Origin of the sequence: Modicisalibacter luteus DSM 23508, from assembly GCF_000378505.1 — a bacterium.
Lineage (GTDB): Bacteria > Pseudomonadota > Gammaproteobacteria > Pseudomonadales > Halomonadaceae > Modicisalibacter > Modicisalibacter luteus.
In genome coordinates this window covers 343,575-365,620 of record NZ_KB899990.1, presented here as the reverse complement: position 1 = coordinate 365,620, position 22,046 = coordinate 343,575, and the positions used below count along the sequence as shown (strand labels likewise).

Below are 22,046 nucleotides of genomic sequence, written 5' to 3'. Positions count from 1 at the left end.
AATCACGTCCTTCCTCGGCTCTGCCCTGCGCCTAATCCGCCGGCAATCAGGTGAGCCGTGCGCAGCGGCTCGGGTATCGTGCCGTTGACGGCCGTGCTGTTCACCACCGCTTCGGCTTCGCGCCGGCTGAGCCCCATGCGCTGTACGTGCACGCCCGCCAACGGCTCCATCGGCCCGAGGCGCTCGATACGGGCCCACTTGGCAACGCCACCGGGAATCCGTTCGAGCAGGGCGCGTCGCATCGCGGCCGGGCGCGGCGCATGGCGAGCCACCACCAGCACCGGCACGCCCAGTGCGGCATGCAGCCGGCCCACATCGATCACATTGAAACCGGCCAGGGCGACTCCTTGGAGCATGACGAGTTGCAGGTGTCCGCCAAATTTGCTGTCGCGAACCAACTCGATAAGTACCCGGGTGGCGTTTACCCCATCGCGATACACCTTGCCCGAAACGACGCCCTCCATGCGCAGCCCCGAATAGATCGTTCCGACAATGGGAACCTCGCCGCGGTGTTCACGCGCAAAGGGAAAGTCATCGAAACCGACGATATGTGAAAAGGTACGATGTCGAGCGTTGGCATCCATGGCATTGATCCGCACCGCGCAAACGCAGCAGTCAGAGTGTTTATCGTCCTCTCAGGGTAAGCCTGAGGGTTATTCCGCCTCGTTACCCAGCCCGTGCTTCTTGAGCTTGTTGGCAATGGTGGTATGCGAGACCCCGAGACGGCGTGCCAACAGGCGGCTGGAAGGAAACTCGGGATATAGCTTGGTCAGTACGCGCCGTTCCACCTCACCAAGGATGTCATTCAAGGAACCGTCCAGGTCGACGCCGGCAAGCCCCGTCGCCTGCCCGACATCGGGCAGACGCAGATGCTGCGGCAGCAGTTCATCCCCCTCACACAACGAGACCGCCTGGAACAGGACATTTTCCAGTTGGCGTACGTTGCCCGGCCAATGGTAACTAACCAGCCGGGCAACGACCGCCGGCGACAGTCCAGGCAGGCGGCAACCGATCTGGCGAGCCGCCCGATCGACGAAGTGCGTAGCAAGTTCCACGATACCATCGAGGCACTCACGCAACGGCGGAATGTGCACTGACAGCACGTTGAGGCGATGATAGAGGTCCTGACGGAATCGGCCCTCGGCGCAAAGGCGCGGCAGGTCCTGCTGGGTGGCACAGATCACGCGCACATCGAGGTAGGTTTCCTCGTCGCTGCCCACGCGACGGAACCCTCCATCCTGCAAGAAGCGCAGTAGCTTGACCTGCAACCGAGGACTCATTTCCCCCACCTCATCGAGAAAGATCGTGCCGCCTGCCGTCAGTTCCAGCAGGCCCAGCTTGCCCTCGGGCCGAGCCCCCTCGAAAGCGCCCGGGGCGTAACCGAACAATTCTGTCTCGGCCATCGATTCGGGCAACCCGGCACAGTTGAGCGCCATGAAAGGTGCCTGGCCACGCGGGCTGGCCAAGTGACAGGCCCGGGCCAGCAATTCCTTGCCGGTCCCGGTCTCACCCTCGATCAATAGCGGTGCGTCCAGTGGCGCCATGCGCCGAGCCTCATGAACTGCTGCCGCCAGCCTTGGGCTAGCTTGGAAGATCGCCTCGAAGCCACGTAGCTCCTGACGCTGGACATGGTAGATTCGCTCGCCAACGCGATCGGCGCGGTGCAGGGTGACCACCGCACCGGCCAGCGAGGCGACATCGTCCTTCTCGGTGTGTAACGGGGCAATATCGGCGAGATAGATAGCGTCCTTTGCCATTAGCCGCAGGCCGTTGACACGGGCATTGTTGCGCCTGACCAGGTCGGGCAAGTCAATGTCGTGGATATAACGATCCAGCGACAAGCCCGGCACCTCGTCGACGCGCACCCCAAGCATCTGTCCTGCCGCGCGATTGGCGGCAACGATACGACCATCCATGTCGATGGACATGACGGGGTCGGATAGCGACGACAGCAATACGTCGAGCTCCAGGTGACGCCGCTCGCTGGGCATCAGGTTCACTCGCTTGACGCTGAACACCCCGGGGACCGCCTCGAGCCGCGGCCTTAGCGTCGACAGCTGGGCATTGAGCAAGTTGGGCACGAGCAGATAGATGGTGTTGCCCTGATCGCCGCCGACCTCACCCCGCGAGACATTAAGGCCATAATCGGCAAAATGAGCGACGATATCGCGCAGGATGCCGATACGGTTCTGGCAATGAAACTTGAGGCGCATGGATTACTCGTCGGTGGCAGTAAAATGCGTCACGTCGCCGTGACTCGACTGTCACAGTATCTTGCCATCCTGGCACGCCTCAATTCGCCAAAGATCGATAGCCACGCTTTCCAGGTCTCGCAATGACTACCACTGTCAGGAAAGCTTTACGATGGCTGGCATCCGCTCGCTTGTCTTGGCCCTTTTATACGCTTCGCTTCGCCACCCCTCTCCCTATGCTGGAAACAGATCCCGCACAACGACAACGCGATGGGGAGCCCGACATGAACGACAAGCCCGCCAAGAAACCGAGCAAGTACCAGGCCCGCCAGCCGGACGCCTACGGCTTCATTCATTACAGCGACACCGAGCACAGCACGTGGCAGACGCTGATGCAGCGACAGCTGGGCATGATCGAGGGCCGGGTATGCCAGGAGTATCTCGACGGCCTCGAGCGCCTGGCCCTGCCCGAGGATCGCATCCCGCAACTCATGGACATCGACCGTGCGCTGCTGGAGTCCACCGGCTGGCAGACCGCCCAGGTACCGGCCCTGATTCCCTTCAATACCTTCTTCGAGCTGCTGGCCAGCAAACGCTTTCCGGTGGCCACGTTCATACGTACGCCGGAGGAGCTCGACTATCTGCAGGAGCCGGACATATTTCACGAGATCTTCGGCCATTGCCCGATGCTGACCAACCCGTCGTTTGCCGAGTTCACGGAAACCTATGGCAAGCTGGGCCTCGCCGCCAGCAAGGAGGAGCGTGTCTATCTGGCTAGGCTTTACTGGATGACCGTCGAGTTCGGCCTGGTCGACACCCCGGCGGGACGGCGCATCTACGGCGGCGGTATCATCTCCTCGCCCAAGGAAACCCTGCATTCGCTCTCGGATGTTCCGGCTCATCATCCCTTCGACCCGGTGGACGCGCTGCGTACCCCTTACCGCATCGACATCCTGCAACCGCTCTACTATGTGATTGACCACCTGCGCACACTGCATGACCTGGCCAATCGCGACATCATGGCCCTGGTTCACGAGGCCATGCGACTCGGCCTGTTCGCCCCGACCTTCGAGCCCAAACAGGCAGCCAACGCCTGAACAACGACTACACTGAACACTGACAGGAGACATTGAAATGAGCCAACTTTCCGAACAGGCCTGCGAAGCCTGTCGCTGGGATGCCCCCCACGTAACTCCGGAAGAGATCGAAACCTACCGCGCCGATATCCCCGATTGGCAGATCGTCGAGCGCGATGGCATCATGCAACTGGAACGTGTCTTCAAGTTCCGCAACTTCAAGCAGGCTCTCGCCTTCACGAATCGCGTAGGTGACATCGCCGAGGAAGCCGGCCACCACCCGGCGCTGCTCACCGAATGGGGCAAGGTCACCGTGACCTGGTGGTCCCATGAGATGAAGGGCCTGCATAAGAACGATTTCATTCTGGCCGCCAGAACCGACGAGGTAGCACAGTAAAATGTTCGAGCAGATAGAGCGTGTGCCCGGGGATGCCATCCTCGGGTTGATCGAGGCCTTCAACAAGGATTCCAATCCACAGAAGGTCGACCTCGGCGTCGGTGTCTACCGTGATGCTCACGGCAACACGCCGGTGATGCGCGCCGTCAAGGAGGCCGAGTCGCTGCTGCTGAAGAACGAGACCACCAAGAGCTACATTGGCTCGCATGGCGATCCACGCTACGGTCAGGCCATCCTGTCCATGGTACTGGGGGCCGATTCACCGGTGCTGGCCGCCAAGCGTGCCAGCGCGACCCAGTCACCGGGTGGCACCGGCGCCCTGCGCCTGGCCGCGGATTTCATCAAGACCCACCTGCCCGGCAAGGGCATCTGGCTATCCGACCCGACCTGGCCCAACCACCTGGGCATCTTCCATGCCGCCGGCGTAGAAATGCATAAGTACCCCTACGTCGATGCCGAAAACCGCCTCGACTTCGATGGCATGCTCGCTACCCTCAAGCAGATTCCGCAGGGTGACGTCGTCCTGTTGCACGCCTGCTGTCACAACCCCTCCGGCTTCGACTTGTCCAAGGAGCAATGGCAGCAGGTCCTGGAAGTGGTTCGCGAGCGTGGCCTGCTTCCCCTGGTCGATTTCGCCTATCAGGGCTTCGGCGACGGTCTGGAAGAGGACGCCTACGGCGTACGCCTGATGGCCGAGAATCTCGATGAGGTGCTGATTACCAGCTCCTGCTCGAAGAATTTCGGCCTCTATCGCGAGCGCACCGGATGCCTGATCGCAGTTGCCAAGAATGCCGAGCAAATGGAAAACGTGCGCTCGCAGTTCGCCATCGTCGCCCGTGAGAACTATTCCAACCCGCCGGCCCACGGCAGCGCCATCGTCGTCGAGATTCTCGACTCAGCCGAATTGGCCGCCAACTGGCGGGAGGAACTCACCGAGATGCGCGATCGCATCAATGGCTTGCGCCGCGACTTCGTCGATGCACTCAAACCCTACGGCCTGGACCAGCAGTTTGCGCATATCGCCGAGCAACGCGGCATGTTCTCCTACACCGGCCTGACACCGGAGCAGGTTGATCGCCTACGCGACGAGTACGCCATTTACATGGTGCGCTCCGGCCGCGCCAACGTAGCGGGCCTGGCGAGCGAGAACCTGCCCTATGTGGCCAAAGCCATTGCCGCCGTCGTCAAGTAAGCCAAGTAAGGCCTAGCGTCGTTAAGCAAGAAGACTAACGCCCGGGATTCTCCCGGGCGTTTTGCATGGTTTGCATGGAACGTACCATGACTCAACGCATCACTGTCGTCGGTGCCGGTATCGTCGGGCTGACCACGGCCTTGGCCCTGCATGATGCCGGTTACGAAGTTCGTGTCGTCGACCCCGCCCTGCCCGGTAGCGGGACCAGTGCCGCCAATGGCGGCCAGCTTTCGTGGGCGTTCGTTGCCCCGCTGGCCGAACCCGACGTACCGACCAAACTCCTTGGCTGGCTGCTGCATTCGGATAGCCCTCTGCGCTGGGTTCCCTCCCTCGACCCTGCGCTGCCCGCCTGGGGCCTGGCATTTCTGCGCGCCTGCCGTCGGAAGCATGCCCTCGCCACGACACGCACCCTGCTGACGCTCGCCGAGCAGGGTCGTCCTCTGCTCGCGGATTGGCGACAACGCCTGGCGCTCGATATTGATTGGCGTGCCAATGGCAAGCTGATCGTGTATCGCGACGCAAAGGCGCTCGATGCCGCAAGGCATCACGTAGCTTTCCAGCGCTCCCAAGGCGTCGAGCAGGAAATCCTCGGTCGCGATGCGCTTTACGTTCGAGAACCGGCGCTGGCCCGGCATGGCAGCGCTCTGGCCGGCGCTGTATGGACACCGGGCGAGGAGGTCGGCGACTGCGCTGCTTGCTGTCGAGGCATCGCCGAGTACCTGAAGGAGCGCGACGTACCCTTCGAACAGCGCCGTATCGAACGACTGGAAGCCCATGCGGGCCGACTGGTGGCGTGGCACTTCAACGACGGCGAACGGGAAACGCGCCGACGCGACGAGGTTCTGCTCGTCGCGGCCGGTCTTTCCAGTCGTGCCCTGCTGGCCTCTGCAGGCCTCCACCTGCCCCTTTATCCTCTTAAGGGCTATAGCCTGACGGTAGACTTGACCGAGGACGACCCCGTCTTCGATGCCAGTGTCACCGACGCTTTGCGCAAGATCGTGTTCGCTCGACTAGGCCGCCGCCTGCGTATCGCCGGCATGGCCGACCTCGACGGTTGGCAGCCTCGCCCCCGCGCATCGCGCGTCGCGTTGCTCAAACGTCAGGCCGCCGATTTCCTTCCGGCCATGGCCGAACGCATCCACGCCAGCGATGCCTGGACCGGCCTGCGCCCGGCCACTCCCGATGGGAAGCCACGCCTGGGGCCCACAGCCATCGAAGGGTTATGGCTGAATGCCGGCCACGGGGCGCTGGGCTGGACGTTGTCGATGGGCTCGGCCCAAGCCATCCGCCACGCTTTCGAAGGTGACGACACCGCACTGGCGCCCTTCCGCCTGGACTCACGCCGGAATTGAATCAGCACTGAATCGCTATAAAAGACACAGAAAAAACCCACCGCAGCCTGCGGTGGGTTTTTGTATTCTCGCCGACTGCTGCGCGGCTAGTAGCCGCGCTGCTTGAGCCGGTCCTTCTGGCGCTGGGTATTTGGGCGGCGGCGCCCGTGGCTACCACGAGTGATCTTCCCACGCTTGCTACGATGATCGCCTTTGGCCATGCAAAAGCCTCCTTGCAGTTGGGATAAACTGAAAACGAAGATCAGGCGACCGGGATGTACCGGCCACTCCCAGTGTTGGAGGTAATAGCCGCTGCGGTCAAGGCAACAACGAAAAAGGCCGGAGCATGTGCTCCGGCCTTGGCGGTCAATCACTCAATGCAGCGATCAGGCACGCGAAGTGCGGCGGATCGGTGCGTCGCCGTCGTTATTGCGACGACGCGGGGCACGCTCGGGCGCACCATGATCCTCGGCAATCTCCAGCGGCCGGCCGGCGACCCGCGCCCGAGCCATCTTGGCCAGGATACTGGTCGGCAGGCTGCTGGGCAATTCAACAACCGAGAAGGCGTTACGAATATCGATACGGCCGATTCGTGACCCTTCGATACCGCCCTCATTGGCCAGGGCGCCGACCAGTTGACCCGGCTTGACACCGTCCTTATGGCCCACGGACACACGGTAACGCGTCATGCCTTCCGACGGACCGCTGTCACGACGACGTGGCGGTTTGCCGTCACGCGGCGCCGAGGTACGCTCACGGTCGTTGCGAGCTCCCGGCTTGGGCAGGCGGCCAATCGGTGCCTCATCGGCACGTGCCATGGCGGCAAAGGCACAGGCCAGCTCGATCGGATCGTGGCCTTCCTCGACCAGGCGCTCGACCAGTGCACGTTGCTCCTCGGCACCAGCAGTCAGCGCTCCGATCACACGCTCACGGAAACGCTCGTCACGATTGGCACGAATTGCCGCTTCGTCGGGCAGTTCAGTGTCAGCCATGGTTTGACCGGTCGCCTGCTCCAGCCAACGAACCTTACGGGTCTCGCGGAAGCCGGCAAAGGTAATCGCCACACCGAAGCGGCCAGCACGGCCAGTACGTCCGATACGGTGCGTGTAAGCCTCGGAGTCCTGCGGCAAATCATAGTTGATGACGTGAGTGATACGCGGCACATCGAGGCCGCGAGCGGCCACGTCGGTGGCAATCAGTACGTCGATCTTGCCTTTCTTGAGGCGCGCCACGGTACGCTCACGCAAGCTCTGATCCAGATCACCGGACAGCGCAGCGGCATTGATGCCACGAGCGGTCAGCTGCTCGACAAGCGTGGTACAGGCAGCACGTGTGCGAACGAAGACGATGGCCGCATCGACCGGCTCGACCTCGAGGATACGCGACAGCGCTTCCAGCTTGGCAGCACCATCGACGCGCACCAGGCGCTGATCGATACTCGCCGCGGTATCGGCCTTGGACTCGATGGCAACCTTGACCGGATCAACCAGGTAACGGTTGACGATGCGCTCGATCTCGGCCGGTAGCGTGGCGGAGAAGAATACGCGCTGGGCATCAGTCGGCGTATCGGAGACGACGCGCTTGACGTCATCGATGAAGCCCATGCGCAGCATTTCGTCGGCTTCATCGAGTACCAGCGCCGACAGTCCGTCGAGCTTGAGGCTGCCGCGATCGAGGTGGTCGATCACACGGCCCGGGGTACCGACGATAACCTGGGCACCACGACGCAGAGCGCCGAGTTGCTCGCGGTATTCCTGGCCACCGCACAGGCTGGCCACTTCCAGCCCCTGCAGGTTCTGGCCGTATTTGCTGAACGACACGGCTACCTGCTGTGCCAGTTCGCGGGTCGGCGCCAGCACCAGTACCTGGGGCTCGCGACGGTTCAATTCGAGTTTGGTCAGCAACGGCAGCGCAAAAGCGGCCGTTTTGCCGGTACCGGTCTGGGCCTGGCCCAGCATGTCACGACCTTCCAGCAGGGCTGGAATGGTTTGCGCCTGGATCGGCGAAGGCGTTTGATAGCCGAGGGTATCCAGCGCGGAGATTACAGCAGGCAACAGTGCCAGATCGCCGAAGCTCGGCGAGGCAATAGAAGTCGAGGTCATTATCACACCTTGAATCACCGGTATTACGTTACCGGTTGATGAATGTCGTGGCGCCTTGTCGCTTCCAATTGCCGTTCGCATGAACGGAGCAACGAGACATGGCACCGGGTCGCACCTGCGTCCTGTTCGTTTCATGACCGCCACCGCGGGATGCAGTGAAGGACGAACAGTGTGGCGACCTTTACGCCGGCCAATCAGGCTCTAGTGGCGTTCCATCATATGCACCGGGCGCTCGCTCGTCGGCTCGTCGGGAGCCTCTTCAATGCGCCGTGACAGATACGTCCCCTGCCTTAAGGCATCATTGGGGTCGAATCAATTAGGATGGTGGGGGTCAACACATGCGAGGAGATGGCATACTACACGCTTGTGAGGCTTTTTTCTACATTTTATTCACCTGCAAATTTTGGAGCCTTGATCGATGCCCACCCTTTGGGTCGACGCCGATGCCTGCCCGCGCGCCGCGCGAGATATTCTGATACGTGCTGCCGAGCGCACCCAGGTTACAGCGTGGATGGTATCCAACCATACCTTGCCCCTGCCGCCGTCACGCTGGGTTAAACCACTGTCGGTATCGAGCGGCTTCGATGCCGCAGACAACGAGATAGTTCAGCGCATCGCCCCGGGAGACTTGTTGGTCACTGCCGACCTGCCGCTGGCCATGGAGGCACTCGACAAGGGTGCGGACGTAATGACTAACCGTGGCGAGGCGCTGACACCGGACAATATTCGTGCCCGGGTCCAGATGCGCGACTTCATGGAGACACTGCGCGCCAGCGGCGAACATACCGGCGGCCCCAAGGGTTACGGGGACGTCGAACGGCGCGAGTTCGCCAATGCGCTGGATCGCTGGCTGGCAAGAAACAAGGCGTAATCTAACTATGAAAGCCAGCCACTATTTTATTTTTATCTCTTCTCCCGAATGCCGCGCCCCGATAACCGTTCGCGATCGTGAGGACGCTCCAGCGCCAGCATGGGTCCCTTCGGCACGATGCGCGTCGGATTGATGGTGTCGTGGCTATAATAATAGTGGCGCTTGATGTGATCGAAATCGACCGTCTCCTTGATGCCCGGCCACTGGTATAGCTCGCGCAGATAATGCGAGAGGTTGGGATAGTCCTCGATGCGGCGCAGATTGCACTTGAAGTGACCGTAGTAGACGGCATCGAAGCGCACTAACGTGGTGAACAGGCGAATATCCGCCTCGGTCAGCCACTCCCCGGCCAAATAGCGGTGCTCATCGAGCCGAGCTTCGATACGATCCAGCGCCTCGAACAGCGCCGCGACGTGTTTTTCGTAAACATCCTGCTCGGTAGCGAACCCCGACTTGTAGACTCCATTGTTGATGTTGTCATAAACGTCGGCGTTGATTGCGTCTATGGTGTCGCGCAGATCGGATGGATAGAAATCCAGCCGGTTGCCGGTGAGATCGTCGAAGGCATCATTGAAAATACGCACCAGCTCGGCGGATTCATTGTTCACGATTCGCTTGCCGAGCTTGTCCCATAACGCCGGCACGGTAACCCGCCCTGTATAGTCATGCTGTGTCAGGGTGTAAAGCTGATGATGAAAGTCCACACCATTGAGCGGGTCGCCGCTGGAGCCCTCGGCCACGTGGTAGCTCCAGCCTTGGTCAAGCATCAGTGGGCTGGTGTGTGACACCCCGATAAGCCGCTCCAGCCCCTTGAGCTTGCGCATGATCAAGATGCGATGTGCCCATGGGCAGGCCAGCGAGACATAAAGGTGGTAGCGATCCCCCTCGGCTGGAAGAGCCTCCTGCCCTTGTGGCCCAGGCTCGCCGCTGGCGGTCACCCACCTGCGAAGCTTGGACGACTCGCGCACGAACTCGCCCCCATGCTTCTTGGTGTCATACCACTGATCGTGCCACTTACCGTCGATCAAAAGACCCATGCGGTCGTCTCCCGGTTCGCTGTTACTGACTTTTCTGTCGCTTACAGACAGCGTAAACCGTAATGCCTTGGGCTACCGCGCAAGTTTTTCGGGATTTCATTCGATGCGATCGAACCGTTCATGCACCGGACAACATATACCGACTGCCTCGGCCAGCGCCCGAGCCATGGCGTGCGCGGCGGGCCCGGCCCGGTCCCGATCGCTGAAGATCAGCTGCATCGGCACCTCGCGGATGCCACCGGCACTCAACGGCAATGCCGCAAGTTGCCCGCTGTCGAGCTCCTCCCGAATACGCGTCTCGGGGAACCAGGCAAAGCCCAGGCCACGCAACAGCATATCCTTCGAGGTGGCCAGGTGGCTCACCGTCCAGCGCTGCTCCGCCTTGAGCCAACCGGCATTCATGGCCTGGCGCAGCGCTGAATCCCGCACTACCAGCTGGCGATGCTGGACCAGATCGCGCAGGTCGAGGGTACGGCCCAGCCGATGCAGAGGATGGTTCGGATGAGCGACGGCGATGAAGCGCAGCGCTGCCAAGGGCTCGCCAAGGAAACCTTGCGCCGCCAGGCCTGACACCACGAGGTCGGCCCGTCCATCATAGAGCATCTCGATGCCGCCATTTAGCACCGTCTCATGGAGTTGGACACGTACATGAGGATAATCTCGAGAGAAGGTTTCCAGAGCATGGGCCAAGGCATCGGCAGGAAAGATCTGATCGACGGCCAGAACCACCTCGGCTTCCAGTCCTTCTGCCAGGCTGGCGGCAACTTCCTCCAGCGCCGAAGCATTCTCGATCAGCTGTCGTGCGCGACGCAGCAGCATCTCTCCGGCCTCGGTCAGGCGGACCTGTCGCCCCGCCGGCTCGAGCAGCTGGACGCCGAGCTGGGCTTCCATTTTATGGACCGCGTGATTAAGTGTGGAAGCACTCTTGTGAATGGCCTCGGAGGCTCGCGCGAAGCCGCCATGATCAATGACAGCGGCCAGCATCTGCCATTGTGCCAATGTCACTCGTGACATTTCGCGTTCCTCGAATGAAATACGCTGATTATGCGCTCATCCCTTGGAAAAGTGATTAATGACAGATATTGACTTTAAATAGGTATTGAACTTGGGCCAACACTTCGCGATTGAGCGCAAATAGCCCGTTGACCGGGTAGGTCTGGCTCGGTAGGCTATTGAGCCTGCCTTAAGATTTGCCGAGGCTTGGCATGTAAGAGCCCCCAAAAAGGTAACTTCTTGTAGCCGTTGGCTATAAGTTTAATACCTGTAATTATGTACAGCTAGGCATGACGTGTCTCGATGGGTTAAGGTTCCTTCGCCTATTTCTATTCACTTGACACGTTACCAGGCCATCATGCTGCGAATCCTTCATTCGCTACCCCGCACGCATAAGTTACTTATATTACCTGTAGCCACCATGGTTACAGTGCTGGGTACGCACAAGATTATTTCGGCTTTCGATACTCGTGGCGAAAGCCCCCAGACCCTCGTCGCGGTCAATCTTCCCAGCGTATCCCTGCCGGCCGATCTCCAGGCACACGCCGATACGTCACCGCAGGTAGCGACGCCCCCGCTCGCCAGCGGCACGATACAACAGCCGCGCGAGACAACGAGTAGCGACGCCACGCAACAGGCCGTACCACTGGCCAGCCTGACGGCCCATGAAGTCGTGGATGTCAGCTTTCTGGCCAAGTCTTCTAGCGACAGCGGCAGCATCGCGGCACCTCTCAAGGCGGCTTCGGTCGCTACCGTCGCCGCCGCACCTTCCGTTAAGGACGCTGCCAAACTCGATACCCAGGCCCTGCACCTCGCCATGCAATTGCCCTGGAATGCACCGGAAGCCGAAAATTACGAGGATATCGGCGGCACGTCGTACGAGGATCTTTCCGCCGATCCGCTGATCCTCAACGATGGCGACATCGAACTCGAAGAAGAGCTGGCGGCCAATGAAGTCTTCGTACCTAGCTGGGAAACCTACACCATTCAGCCTGGAGACACTTTTGCAGTAATGGCCGAGCGGACCCTGGGTCTGGGCTACAGCGAGGTCATGAAACTGCTCGGCGAAATGCCGGAAAAGAAAGCACTCACGCGCTGGCGTGTCGGCGATACCTTCGATTTCAAGCTCAGCGAAACTGGCGACCTGTTGGCTCTGCGTGTCATGAAAAACGCTCGTACTGGCTATCTGATCGAGCGCAACATTGAAGAAAAGAGCTTTGAGGTCACCAGCTTCGAGAAGACTGCCCAGGCCACCGAGCGCCTGTTTGCCGGCACCGTCAACGGCAGCTTCGCCCAGTCCGCCAGTGCTACTGGCCTCTCTTATACAGAAGTGGCCGAGCTATCTTCCCTGCTTTCCAAGAAACTCAACTTCCGTCGCGACACGCGTCGTGGTGACAAGTTCGAGGTCTTGGTCGAAACCGACATGATCGAAGGCAAGGCAACCGACTCACGTATTCTTGCTGCCCACTACGAAGGCGCCAAGATGGACCTGACTGTCGTTCGCAACTCTGCAGACGACCGTTTTTATACCCCGGACGGTCATAGCCTCGATCCGGCTTTCGACCGCCATCCGTTCAGTGGCAGCTACCGGATCAGCTCTTCCTTCAACCTGCGCCGCAAGCATCCGATCACCGGCCGCATCAGCCCGCACCGCGGCACTGATTTTGCCATGCGTTCGGGATCGCCGGTGACGTCTCCCGCCGACGGGCGTGTCGTCAAGGCCGCCTTCCAGGCCAACGGTGCCGGCAACTACCTCGTGATCCGTCATGACAATGGTTACAAGACGCGCTATATGCATCTGTCGAAGCGCCTGGTATCCGAAGGCGACCGCGTCAGCATGGGTCAGAAAATCGCCCTATCCGGCAACACCGGCCGCAGCACAGGACCTCATCTGCACTATGAGGTGTTGGTCAACAACAGTCAGGTCGACCCGATGCGCGTCAAGCTGCCCGAAAGCAAGAGCCTGACCGGGCAGGCCTTGGCCGCATTCAAGAAGGAGTCCCAGCAACTCCTGGCCAAGCTGGAAAACGACAACGACGGCACCGTGGTCGCCAGCCGCTCGTCGTCGTCATCGAACGGGCCTGATGGTACCTGATACGAGCCACCTCCTTGCCCGCTTCACTGCCCACCACTACGGTGGGCAGTTTGCTTTTTGGGCTCATTATTCAGCAGGCCATTAAGCCATTCGAGCCATGGGTAGTTCCGAGCCACTCAAGATATGACTGGCCAGGTAAGGGAGAGGGAAGGCAGGAGCGTCCTTGCTCCTGAAACAATAGCCATAAAATAGCTCAAGGGACTGGCATGGCATCCAGCCTTGGATAATCCGGACGTTGCTGTTGCAGTAGGCCCGCCAAGTCCTCCCAGACCCCGACAGGAATGGCGCGCGTGCCACTCAACCACTGCCGAACCTGCTGTGGGTCCGTGAGGCCGAGCGCGGTGCTTAGCTCCGCCTCCCAGGTATCGCCAAACAGAAACAGACTCGCCTCTGCCAAGTCGGCAGGCCATAACCACTGGGCCTTCTGCATTTCGGCGGACCACTGGTAATAGCCAAGCCAGAACATGCCCTGATCGCTGGCCGAGATGCTCCCCTGCGGGTCCACCAGGTCGCCAGGAACGCGTGACAATAGATAATCGATATCGTCGCAGACCTTACGCGCCTCGGACGCCTGCTTCAGCCAGGCCAAGCCGGTTGCCGGCTGCGTCAACATCAACTCCGTCACACTGGCGTCCGCGCCATTGGGATAAACGCAGCGAGTCAGCTTGCCCAGGGTGTACATTGTGTCGGAAAGCGGGGAAGACATCTTGGCAGGAGATGAGTGCATGTCTTGCATGGTTTAACCCTCTCACTCCGGCAGGCCGGGATGGCGCTGCCACCATGACGAATCACATGCCAGCCGATCAGCGTTGTCAAGGTTGGGACGCCAGGACTCGATCCAGGTCGTCCTTTTTCCTCATCGTCGCCTCAAGGCTTGAAGTGACATCCATCCAGGAAACGATCCGGCATCATGGGTATGTCGCCGCGATCCCCCTCCAATTGCCAAGGCGCTTCATGTGCCCCTTCAATCTTGTTATCGGTCAACGGCACCGAGATTCCTAGATCAGCGGCCGCTTGACGATACAGATCGGGCCGAACACAGCGATCGATGGCGGTCTGAAGATCAATCTCCCCGGCCAAATGACCCCAGCGCCTCATTTGTCGAGCGTACCACAGCGTTTGTGAACGCCAGGGAAAGTTGGCGGCGTGACGGTGAAACAAGGTCGCCCCAACTAGCCTCCCCTCCTCCTGATCGGCAGCCTGCAGAAGATCGCGCAGCCCCGCTTCAACGACCGTCGGCGACACGTCCAAATACCCTCCCAGACAAAGCAACCTTGCTGCCTGCTCTCGGTTACCGGGCTCGTCGAGCCAGGCGCAGGCCCGCAACAATGCTCGCAGCAGAGCACGATGGGTATTAGGGTACTGCTGGGCCCAGGCTTCGCGCACACCAAATATTTTTTCTTGGCTCCCCCCCCCAGATATCGAAGCTTCCACAGAGCACACGCCCTTGGCCACGACTGGCTGCCAGCCGGTTCCAAGGTTCCCCTACGCAATAACCGTCGAGCTTTCTCGACTCCAACTGGTAGGCCATTAACGGTGGCGGCACGACCCGCAACTCCAGGTCATTTTCCGGGTCGATGCCGCCCGTCGCCAGCCAATAACGCAGTAGATAACGATGCGAAGAAAACGGGTACACATTGGCAAAGCGCAGTTTCGGGCCACCGGTTTGCCGTTGCATCTCGATCACCCGGGCCAGTGCCTTGGCCTGGGCCACAGGTGTCTGCATAGCGCCAGGGTCATGTTCAAGCATGCGCTCATACAACGTTTGCGATACCGTGATGGCGTTACCGCCCAGGTTCAAGGTCATCGCCGAAATCATCGGCGTCGCTCGCCCATCCAGCCCCAGCGTCGATGCCAGGGGCATCAATGCCAGCATCTGCGCCCCATCGAGCAGCCCAAGCTGCATACCATCACGTAAGCCGGCCCACGACGTTTCGACACTTAACGAGACATCCAACCCCTCGTCGCCGAAGTAGCCGTTTTCCAATGCGACCACGAGTGGCGCGGCATCGTTGAGGGGCAGCATTCCCAACGTCAGGTGTCGTAGCTCCGGCGCGCAAGTATTACCGGTGACCAGGGTCGAGTTCATGCGCTTCTCCTACTTTCCTTTATTGCCCGTGACGGACAGCAGTTCCTGGGCCAACTCATGAATCGTCATGCGCCGGTTCATTGCCGTCTTTCGCATGTATTGATAGGCCGCATCTTCACCGAGACCATGCATTTCCATGATCATGGCCTTGGCGCGGTCGATCGCGCGGCGTTGCGATAGGGTTTCCTGTGTACGGCTCAACTCGCCCTTGAGTGCCCGAAATGACTCGAAACTGGAAATCGACACATTGAGCATCGACCGCACCAGCGCTGGGCTGATGCTGTCGACCACATAGGCACTGACCCCAGCCCGGGTAGCCTGTTGGGTTAGATCGGGCGTTTCTTCCTCGGCCAGCATGATCATCGGCTTGGGATAGCGCCTGCCCAACTGGCCCAGATGCTCCAACGTGTCACGACTGGGCAGCGCCGCATCAACGATCACGGCGTCCGGCTGCAACTCCTCCATGGTGACATAGAGGTCGTCCTGCTCGTCCACGGTCGACACGACGTCGAAGCCAGCTTCGGCAAGCGCCTGCTCCAGAGCCTGGGAACGCTCGTTCTTGGTATCCACGATCAGCACTCTGATAGCCATCCCTACTCCCTATGCTGATGGAGGCCTTGTTTGACCTGCCCCTGACGAGCACTCTCCGCCGACATATTGCCAGTACCTCGGGCAGGCCTGGTTCTGTCCTACCTTTGCAGGTTTCGTGCCATTAAAGACCCTCTCCACGGCGGGCTGGCATGCGCATGGCCTTGCCAAAGCGCACTATGCAAAAGCATCAGCTCACAAATGCGCACCAAAAGAGCGCGCAATGCACCGATGGAGATTGAGAGAGGTTTTGGTTTGGCAGCGCATGTTGGCATGGCCACAACACAATGAAGCCATGCTAATAAGTAGCCATGGCTTCATGCTGGGAAAAGCTTATCAATACGAATGAAGATATCAGTGACATTAGGCCGAGTTACCAGGAAGGATTCAGGCCTCGGCACCCATGCAATGTACTCTACCGTTTGTAAAAGTGATGCCTGAGCATGGTTTCAAGTGATCACATCATTCTGTACAGGGCTAGCAACCCCAAGGACCTCTATCTCCATGTCCGGGGCAGCATCACCATTCACTTCCGCCTGAAGGAAGTTGCCCGAGGCGCGTAACTCCCCACCCTGGCCGGAAAACTCAGTATCGTTATCCAACCAGGTGAAGTCTTGATGACCATCCATGTTGGTATTGGCATCAACTGCGGACAGGTCTATACGGTCACCCTCGAGGCGACTAAAGTCCAGTAACGTATCATTATTGCTCGGCACGGACTCAAGCGCAGAGAAGTAGATAAAAGTGTCAGCACCGTCCCCTCCGGCCAATAAATCGGCCCCTTGACCACCAATCAACCGGTCTGCTCCACCTGCTCCGGTCAGGTAATCATCTCCACGCAGCCCGTTGAGCGTTTCTCCATTGCCAGTGCCAGTCATGATGCTGCCAGCGTCGCCACTCAGGGAATTGCCATCCACATCGATCAGTTGGCCCGGCTCGGTTTTTGCAGGCTCAGCCTGCCCCTGCACCACAGCATTTTCGGGCAGCACTTGCTGAGAGCCACTGACCAGATAGGTAAAACGCCAAATATCACCAGGCTGAAGCGCCGTACCGCTGTCATCGGATATCGTATAGCGTCCCCCATCCCTTTCCAGCGTTCCATCCGATAACGTGTGGATGTCAGCCGGCAAGTCGAAGCTGACCGAAGGATCAGCGATAGCAGTCGGCGAGGTGTTCTCAACCATCACTTCGGTCGTATAGCCTGCAGCGGAGAGTTCTGTAATATTGCTGGCAATGTCGACCGGCTCATTCACGGGAGGCTCCACCTCACCGATGACCGACGTGTTGGCAGGCAGGGTCTGGCTGTTGTCATATACCTTGTACTCGAAACGCCAGGATTCGCCGGGTTGCAGCGTTACGGAGTTGTCATCCGAGATGCGATAGCGACCATCATCCCTTGTCAGCGTACCGTTCCACAGCGTATGAATCTCGCCCGGTAGATCGAAGATGAGCGAGGGGTCAACAATTGCCATGCTGGAGGTATTCGTCACGAATACCTCCGCAGTGTAACCGCCCTCCCAGACGCTCGTGAGATTGCCAGAGACTTGTGTCTGGGTGCTTAGTTCCGACTCGTTCTTACCACTTTCGGAGATTGCCTGGGGACTATCAGTATGAAGCTCATTAGGGAATGACAAGGTGGAAATATTGCCCATCGGCAACCCAACCGCGGCAGGCGAGGCTACTTCCCCCTCATAAGCCTGGATAGAAGCCATAGCATTATCATTCACGATAGCGTCAGGCGAGGGAACTTGAGGAATGGCTCCCTGAGAGACACTTCCTGTTTGCACGTTGTATTGCGTCCCGTCAGCGAAAATGGCCCTCTCCACGCCGTCAAGAATCTCGTCGTCACTATTTCCGTCCAGAAAAAGTCTGCCATCACTCAGCCGGCTGATCTGGTAGTAACCGAAGGCACTGGTGAAAAAAGCCGTATCACTCCCCTCCTGACCTTCAAGAATATCGTTTCCACGCCCCCCTTGTAGCAGGTCATTGCCTATACCGCCGGTTAGCGTGTCGTGACCGAGGGCGCCATCCAGGTAGACGCCATCATTAGTCCCTTGCACCACATCGTTACGCCGCGACCCGATTACGTACTCGAAAACGGCCTCATTGGCTTGGGGATCCGTGGGCGCACCAAACGTCTCACCACCCTGGTTGATCCACAGCGTTGTTGACATGGCATCGACAGCCGGATCGCGGATTGACTGGTCAACGCGAACGGTGTTGCCATGATCCGGGCCACCATGAAAGTTGATATCGCGATCCGTGAAATCCACCTGGATGTCATTGCCTACCGAAGACCGCCAGGAAGCGAACAGAACGCTATGTCGCATTCCTGTATCTTCCAGGTGGGTAAAATTTCCATCGTAGCTTTCACGCAGCTCGTAAGCATAACCATTGCCGCCACTGCCCTTGTTGAAGGCGCCATGTGCCTGCAAGCCATCTGCAGTGATATCCAGCGAACGATTGATTTCAAAGGCCTGCGAAGGGCCATTGATGACCTGAACGTCCTCGATACGGCTCTGAAACGTCCTATCGAAATCTACGGCCCGATAACGCTCTAGGCTTGGCAGCACATTGGTGAATGCTCCTGGATCGGGTGTGCCAAGTTGATACCCAATCGTCATGCCCTCTAACGCTACGTTTTCAAGGGTGTTGATTCGTTGGACCTGGGCCGCATCGGCTGCAAAGTCGAAATGGACCCCCCGATCCAGTGTGATGGTGTCGCCTTCGACGCTGACGACTTTTGCCATACTGGTACGTAATGCTGAGTTCTGATCGCCTACCCAAGTACTCCCACCCAACTGGGCGAGATACTCAGGATCGTTATCCTGAAAGATACGTACAGTGTCACCGACGCTCAGTCGATGCCCACTGCCAAGCGCCAGGGTACGGCTTCCTTCAGCCGCATTCGCCAGAAGATGACCAACACTGGTTGTGCCGCCCCCCTTGAAGAAAATACCGTGTAGCGGGTCGTTGGCGAGTGCAGCTTCGCTGAAAGTGATCTGGGTTTTCCCTGCCCCCGCACCGGACAATGCAACATCGGAACGATTAACGGTGATGGAGTCGTTGAAGATGAACTCGCCCTCGGTCAAACGCACAGTTCCACCTTCTGGCGCCACACTTATTATTCTTTCTAGCTCTTCAGCGGTAACACGCGGGCCAATCCTGGCGACGCCATCAATGAAGTTGCCTCGGAAATCGTTGATGTGTCTGTGCTGGGGCATAATAACGACTCCCATAAGCAGTACATTAACTTCAGCCTAACATTCAAGACTTCTTATCAACTAATAGCCTAGCTTCGCCTGGAAGCTATCGGCAAGCGAGACGAAACGAAGCGCAACCAAAACGCTCTGATTGGCGCCACTTTTATCCAAGCCTGTTAAGGCACTTCTAACCGTTGTATTGCTCGAGCGGGAAAGCTACGCTTGGCTTGACTCATCCAAAAGCATCAGAAAGTACATATACAAGCTAACCACACATTACTTTAATTAACTCTAATTAAATTGGAGTTACAAGAGATAACAACGAACATTCTTTATAACACATGCGCCAATACGGTGTTTGGGACGAATCTTAGACAAAAGGGACTTGTATGAGGTCGATGCCCCGAAAGCCTGCATTATGGTTTTTGCTTCTAGGAGCCACTTCATTCGCCCTGACGGGCTGTGGCGGCGGCGGTGGCGGTGGCAGCAGCAGTCCTCCTCCACCTATCACGAAAACTCCTGATATTGGCGATGACTCGATAGATCCCGACCAAGGCAATGAGCCACCGCCTCCTGATCAGGACAGTGACACGACAGGAACCCCCGAGCTGCATCGCGAACCGAATTATCTCAGCAAGGATAGCGTTTCCGTGTTGGTAGGTATCGCGGACTCCGGCTTTCGAACAACACACAACAGTATTGCCCCTTACCTCGTGGGAACCGTAAATTTAGCCACCCCTGACAATCCCGATGTCAGTACGTCGAGTTGGCACGGCACGGCGGTGACCTCTGTTGTGACTACGGAGCCTACCAGTGATACCAGCCTTGTCGGCACGTCAACCAACACCGGCCTGCTGCTCGCCAAGGTGAACGAGGAGGACTCTCTCTACGCCTATACTCGTGTACTCGATTACAGCGTAGGTTTCTTGGCCGATGAAGGAGCTCGGGTTATCAACCACAGCTATAGCGGCCGTCTTAATGCACCTGATGCTACAGCTTCTTATCTTGACGTTAAGTCAATCGATTCATTGCAGAAAATAGCCACTAGCAATGGAGGCTTGGGTTCCGTTTACACAGTAGCAGCTGGAAATGACGGTAAAGCAATTAGCTCGAGCAATCCGATTTACCAAGAGCAATATAGAGACATCTTTGAAAGAATGTTAATCGTAGGTGCATCGAATGGAAATCAGTTAGCAGAGTACAGCAATCATCCTGGTGCTAATAAAGACTGGCAGTCGCGCTTTCTGACAGCGCCAGGAGAGACATTGGTTGCTGTAGACAGTGCAGACAACACTTATGGCGTGGGACGGGGTACATCCTTTGCCGCTCCCCAAGTGGCCGCCTACGCTGCCGCCATCATCGAGACATGGCCACACTTGGACGCTAAACAAGTGTCGAAGTTACTATTGGATACAGCCTACAAAGATCCCTCTCCTGAATCTTTATATAATAGCAATGAATGCGGCCCTAACAAAGATATGAACTGCGGTTATTTTTATTTAGGGCAAGGAAAGGCCGACCTTGATGAAGCAATGCGACCCCAAGGCGAACTGGCCATGCCCAGCGGTAGCACCGTCCAGGCAGGCGGGTATTCCCTTTCCGACAGCACTGCTCAACTCTCCGGCGCTTATGGAGACGAACTTGCCTCTTCTGGAGTGCTAAATGAGGTCGCAATGTTCGATGAGTTGGGCCGCGACTATCAGGTCGATCTCTCCCCGCATGTCGTTAGCCAGAATGAACGCGATGACATGACACGCAAACGCATGGAGCGCATGGCCCTGGTTTCTGGCGAACACCGTGATGAAACCTATAGCGAACTAGGTGGCTTTGGCTTTATGGCCCGTTATAACGGCTATGGTGAAACCACTGCAGCCCGCCTGGATGCTCGCTTCGGCCGCAGTCATTGGTCAGCCTATCAATATGATGGCGATGAGATCAGCCCAATGAGTCCGTTTGCAGAGTCAAATATTATGCCAATGCTGTCCTTTCAGGGAGGCAGCCCCCTAACGCAGGGATTAGGCCATGTTTCCGGCATCACCAGCCGATATTCAATAGGGGATAAAGTCTCTCTTATCGCTTCGCACTGGGCAGGCCAACCCGGTGATCAAAACGCTAGCGTTCTCGATTCGGGTTACCAAGCTAACCGTTCGGATATTGCCATGGCCTTCCATTTCACGGATGAGCTTTCTCTCACAATCGGTACTGGCATTGCCCAAGAAGATAATGGCTTGCTAGGTGCCCAAGGCACAGCCGCTTTTTCTTTTGGTGAAACCAATCAGATCAACATGCAAAACGCCCGATTGAACTATCAGTTTGCTGAGCAGTTATCCGCTTTTGCATTCTACGAACAGGGCCGCGGTGAGATGTCTGGAGACGGCCTGATCCAAAACATCAAGGATATACGTACCGAGGAAATGGCCATGGGCCTGCAATGGGAAGGCGAAAAGCACCGGGCTGCATTGACGCTGCGGCAACCGATGCGTATTGATAACGCTAATGCAACATTAAGCGTCCCTGTTGGGCGTACTCTGGATGGGCATGTGCTTCGTGAGGACCGTACTGTGTCGTTAGCAGCATCGGGCCAGCAGCGCGATGTGGAGTTCGGCTATGCCTTTATGCCTTCCGAAAGCAGCCAGGTACAGTTGAATCTATTATATTCGATACAGCCCGGACATAACCGTAAAGCGAGCAACGAGCTTGCCTCAATGCTTAATTACGCTTACCAGTTTTAACCTAAACATTACTGCTCCTCAGTCATAGTATTTGACTGAGGAGCAGCCATCTACCCAGCTTACCCCCACCTGCATCGTCATTGTGCAACCCTTTCCCATCATGCTCCAAAGTTGTCCCGGCTTACCTGCCTTACTTTCGAGATGTGAA

General features: G+C 58.3%; 18 protein-coding genes. 7 read left to right on the top strand and 11 right to left on the bottom strand.

Features of this window, described 5'->3' with window-relative positions:
• Positions 1–2 precede the first annotated feature (2 nt).
• A complete protein-coding gene (locus F568_RS0104360) occupies positions 3–584 on the bottom strand; it encodes an endonuclease dU (protein WP_019017487.1) in 582 nt (193 codons plus the stop codon).
• 69 nt (positions 585–653) lie between these two features.
• A complete protein-coding gene (locus F568_RS0104355) occupies positions 654–2,213 on the bottom strand; it encodes a sigma-54-dependent transcriptional regulator (protein WP_019017486.1) in 1,560 nt (519 codons plus the stop codon).
• A 263-nt stretch (positions 2,214–2,476) separates the two neighbouring features.
• Here F568_RS0104355 and phhA point away from each other — a divergent pair, with 263 nt between their 5' ends.
• The 4 genes from phhA to F568_RS0104335 all read left to right on the top strand — a co-directional run bounded on the left by phhA (position 2,477) and on the right by F568_RS0104335 (position 6,209).
• Positions 2,477–3,289 (top strand): phenylalanine 4-monooxygenase, encoded by an 813-nt coding sequence (gene phhA / locus F568_RS0104350; RefSeq protein WP_019017485.1) that lies wholly within the window; start codon positions 2,477–2,479, stop codon positions 3,287–3,289.
• 37 nt (positions 3,290–3,326) lie between these two features.
• The gene (locus F568_RS0104345) at positions 3,327–3,665 is read left to right on the top strand and encodes a 4a-hydroxytetrahydrobiopterin dehydratase (RefSeq protein WP_019017484.1); all 339 of its coding nucleotides are present in this window, start codon (positions 3,327–3,329) and stop codon (positions 3,663–3,665) included.
• A gap of 1 nt (position 3,666) precedes the next feature.
• On the top strand, positions 3,667–4,857 hold the full coding sequence (locus F568_RS0104340) for an amino acid aminotransferase (protein ID WP_019017483.1): 1,191 nt from the start codon (positions 3,667–3,669) through the stop codon (positions 4,855–4,857).
• Between the two features lie 86 nt (positions 4,858–4,943).
• A complete protein-coding gene (locus F568_RS0104335; RefSeq protein WP_019017482.1) occupies positions 4,944–6,209 on the top strand; it encodes a D-amino acid dehydrogenase in 1,266 nt (421 codons plus the stop codon).
• An 86-nt stretch (positions 6,210–6,295) separates the two neighbouring features.
• On the opposite strand, the gene F568_RS24200 is transcribed toward F568_RS0104335, so the two are convergent.
• Positions 6,296–6,409, bottom strand: coding sequence for a 30S ribosomal protein THX (locus F568_RS24200; RefSeq protein WP_019017481.1), 114 nt, complete (start codon positions 6,407–6,409; stop codon positions 6,296–6,298).
• A gap of 165 nt (positions 6,410–6,574) precedes the next feature.
• Positions 6,575–8,290 carry a DEAD/DEAH box helicase gene (locus tag F568_RS0104325; protein WP_019017480.1) on the bottom strand — a complete coding sequence of 572 codons (1,716 nt, stop codon included), beginning with the start codon at positions 8,288–8,290 and terminating at the stop codon, positions 6,575–6,577.
• Positions 8,291–8,708: 418 nt separating this feature from the next.
• Between F568_RS0104325 and F568_RS0104320 the strand changes: the two genes are divergently transcribed.
• Positions 8,709–9,161: a YaiI/YqxD family protein gene (locus F568_RS0104320; RefSeq protein WP_019017479.1), complete on the top strand. Its 453-nt coding sequence runs from the start codon at positions 8,709–8,711 to the stop codon at positions 9,159–9,161.
• 32 nt (positions 9,162–9,193) lie between these two features.
• Here the strand turns inward: F568_RS0104320 and F568_RS0104315 are convergent, their stop codons facing one another.
• Positions 9,194–10,198 carry a glutathione S-transferase family protein gene (locus F568_RS0104315; RefSeq protein ID WP_019017478.1) on the bottom strand — a complete coding sequence of 335 codons (1,005 nt, stop codon included), beginning with the start codon at positions 10,196–10,198 and terminating at the stop codon, positions 9,194–9,196.
• A gap of 96 nt (positions 10,199–10,294) precedes the next feature.
• Complete coding sequence (locus F568_RS0104310; protein ID WP_019017477.1) at positions 10,295–11,212, bottom strand: LysR family transcriptional regulator; 918 nt, start codon at positions 11,210–11,212, stop codon at positions 10,295–10,297.
• A gap of 400 nt (positions 11,213–11,612) precedes the next feature.
• Here F568_RS0104310 and F568_RS0104305 point away from each other — a divergent pair, with 400 nt between their 5' ends.
• Complete coding sequence (locus F568_RS0104305; protein ID WP_019017476.1) at positions 11,613–13,286, top strand: peptidoglycan DD-metalloendopeptidase family protein; 1,674 nt, start codon at positions 11,613–11,615, stop codon at positions 13,284–13,286.
• 193 nt (positions 13,287–13,479) lie between these two features.
• On the opposite strand, the gene F568_RS23790 is transcribed toward F568_RS0104305, so the two are convergent.
• The 5 genes from F568_RS23790 to F568_RS26020 form a co-directional block, all read right to left on the bottom strand.
• The gene (locus F568_RS23790; RefSeq protein ID WP_156817340.1) at positions 13,480–14,022 is read right to left on the bottom strand and encodes a hypothetical protein; all 543 of its coding nucleotides are present in this window, start codon (positions 14,020–14,022) and stop codon (positions 13,480–13,482) included.
• A 131-nt stretch (positions 14,023–14,153) separates the two neighbouring features.
• Positions 14,154–14,672 (bottom strand): ABC transporter substrate-binding protein, encoded by a 519-nt coding sequence (locus F568_RS26030; RefSeq protein WP_268247021.1) that lies wholly within the window; start codon positions 14,670–14,672, stop codon positions 14,154–14,156.
• A complete protein-coding gene (locus tag F568_RS26025) occupies positions 14,641–15,375 on the bottom strand; it encodes a CmpA/NrtA family ABC transporter substrate-binding protein (RefSeq protein WP_268247020.1) in 735 nt (244 codons plus the stop codon). Before F568_RS26025 ends, F568_RS26030 begins: the two co-directional genes overlap by 32 nt.
• Positions 15,376–15,384: 9 nt before the next feature.
• Positions 15,385–15,966, bottom strand: coding sequence for an ANTAR domain-containing response regulator (locus tag F568_RS0104290; RefSeq protein WP_019017474.1), 582 nt, complete (start codon positions 15,964–15,966; stop codon positions 15,385–15,387).
• Positions 15,967–16,412: 446 nt separating this feature from the next.
• Positions 16,413–19,202, bottom strand: a complete 2,790-nt coding sequence (locus tag F568_RS26020) for a cellulose binding domain-containing protein (RefSeq protein ID WP_083932968.1) — start codon at positions 19,200–19,202, stop codon at positions 16,413–16,415.
• Positions 19,203–19,564: 362 nt separating this feature from the next.
• Between F568_RS26020 and F568_RS24195 the strand changes: the two genes are divergently transcribed.
• Positions 19,565–21,898 carry a S8 family serine peptidase gene (locus F568_RS24195; RefSeq protein WP_169338647.1) on the top strand — a complete coding sequence of 778 codons (2,334 nt, stop codon included), beginning with the start codon at positions 19,565–19,567 and terminating at the stop codon, positions 21,896–21,898.
• The last annotated feature ends 148 nt before the right edge of the window (positions 21,899–22,046 follow it).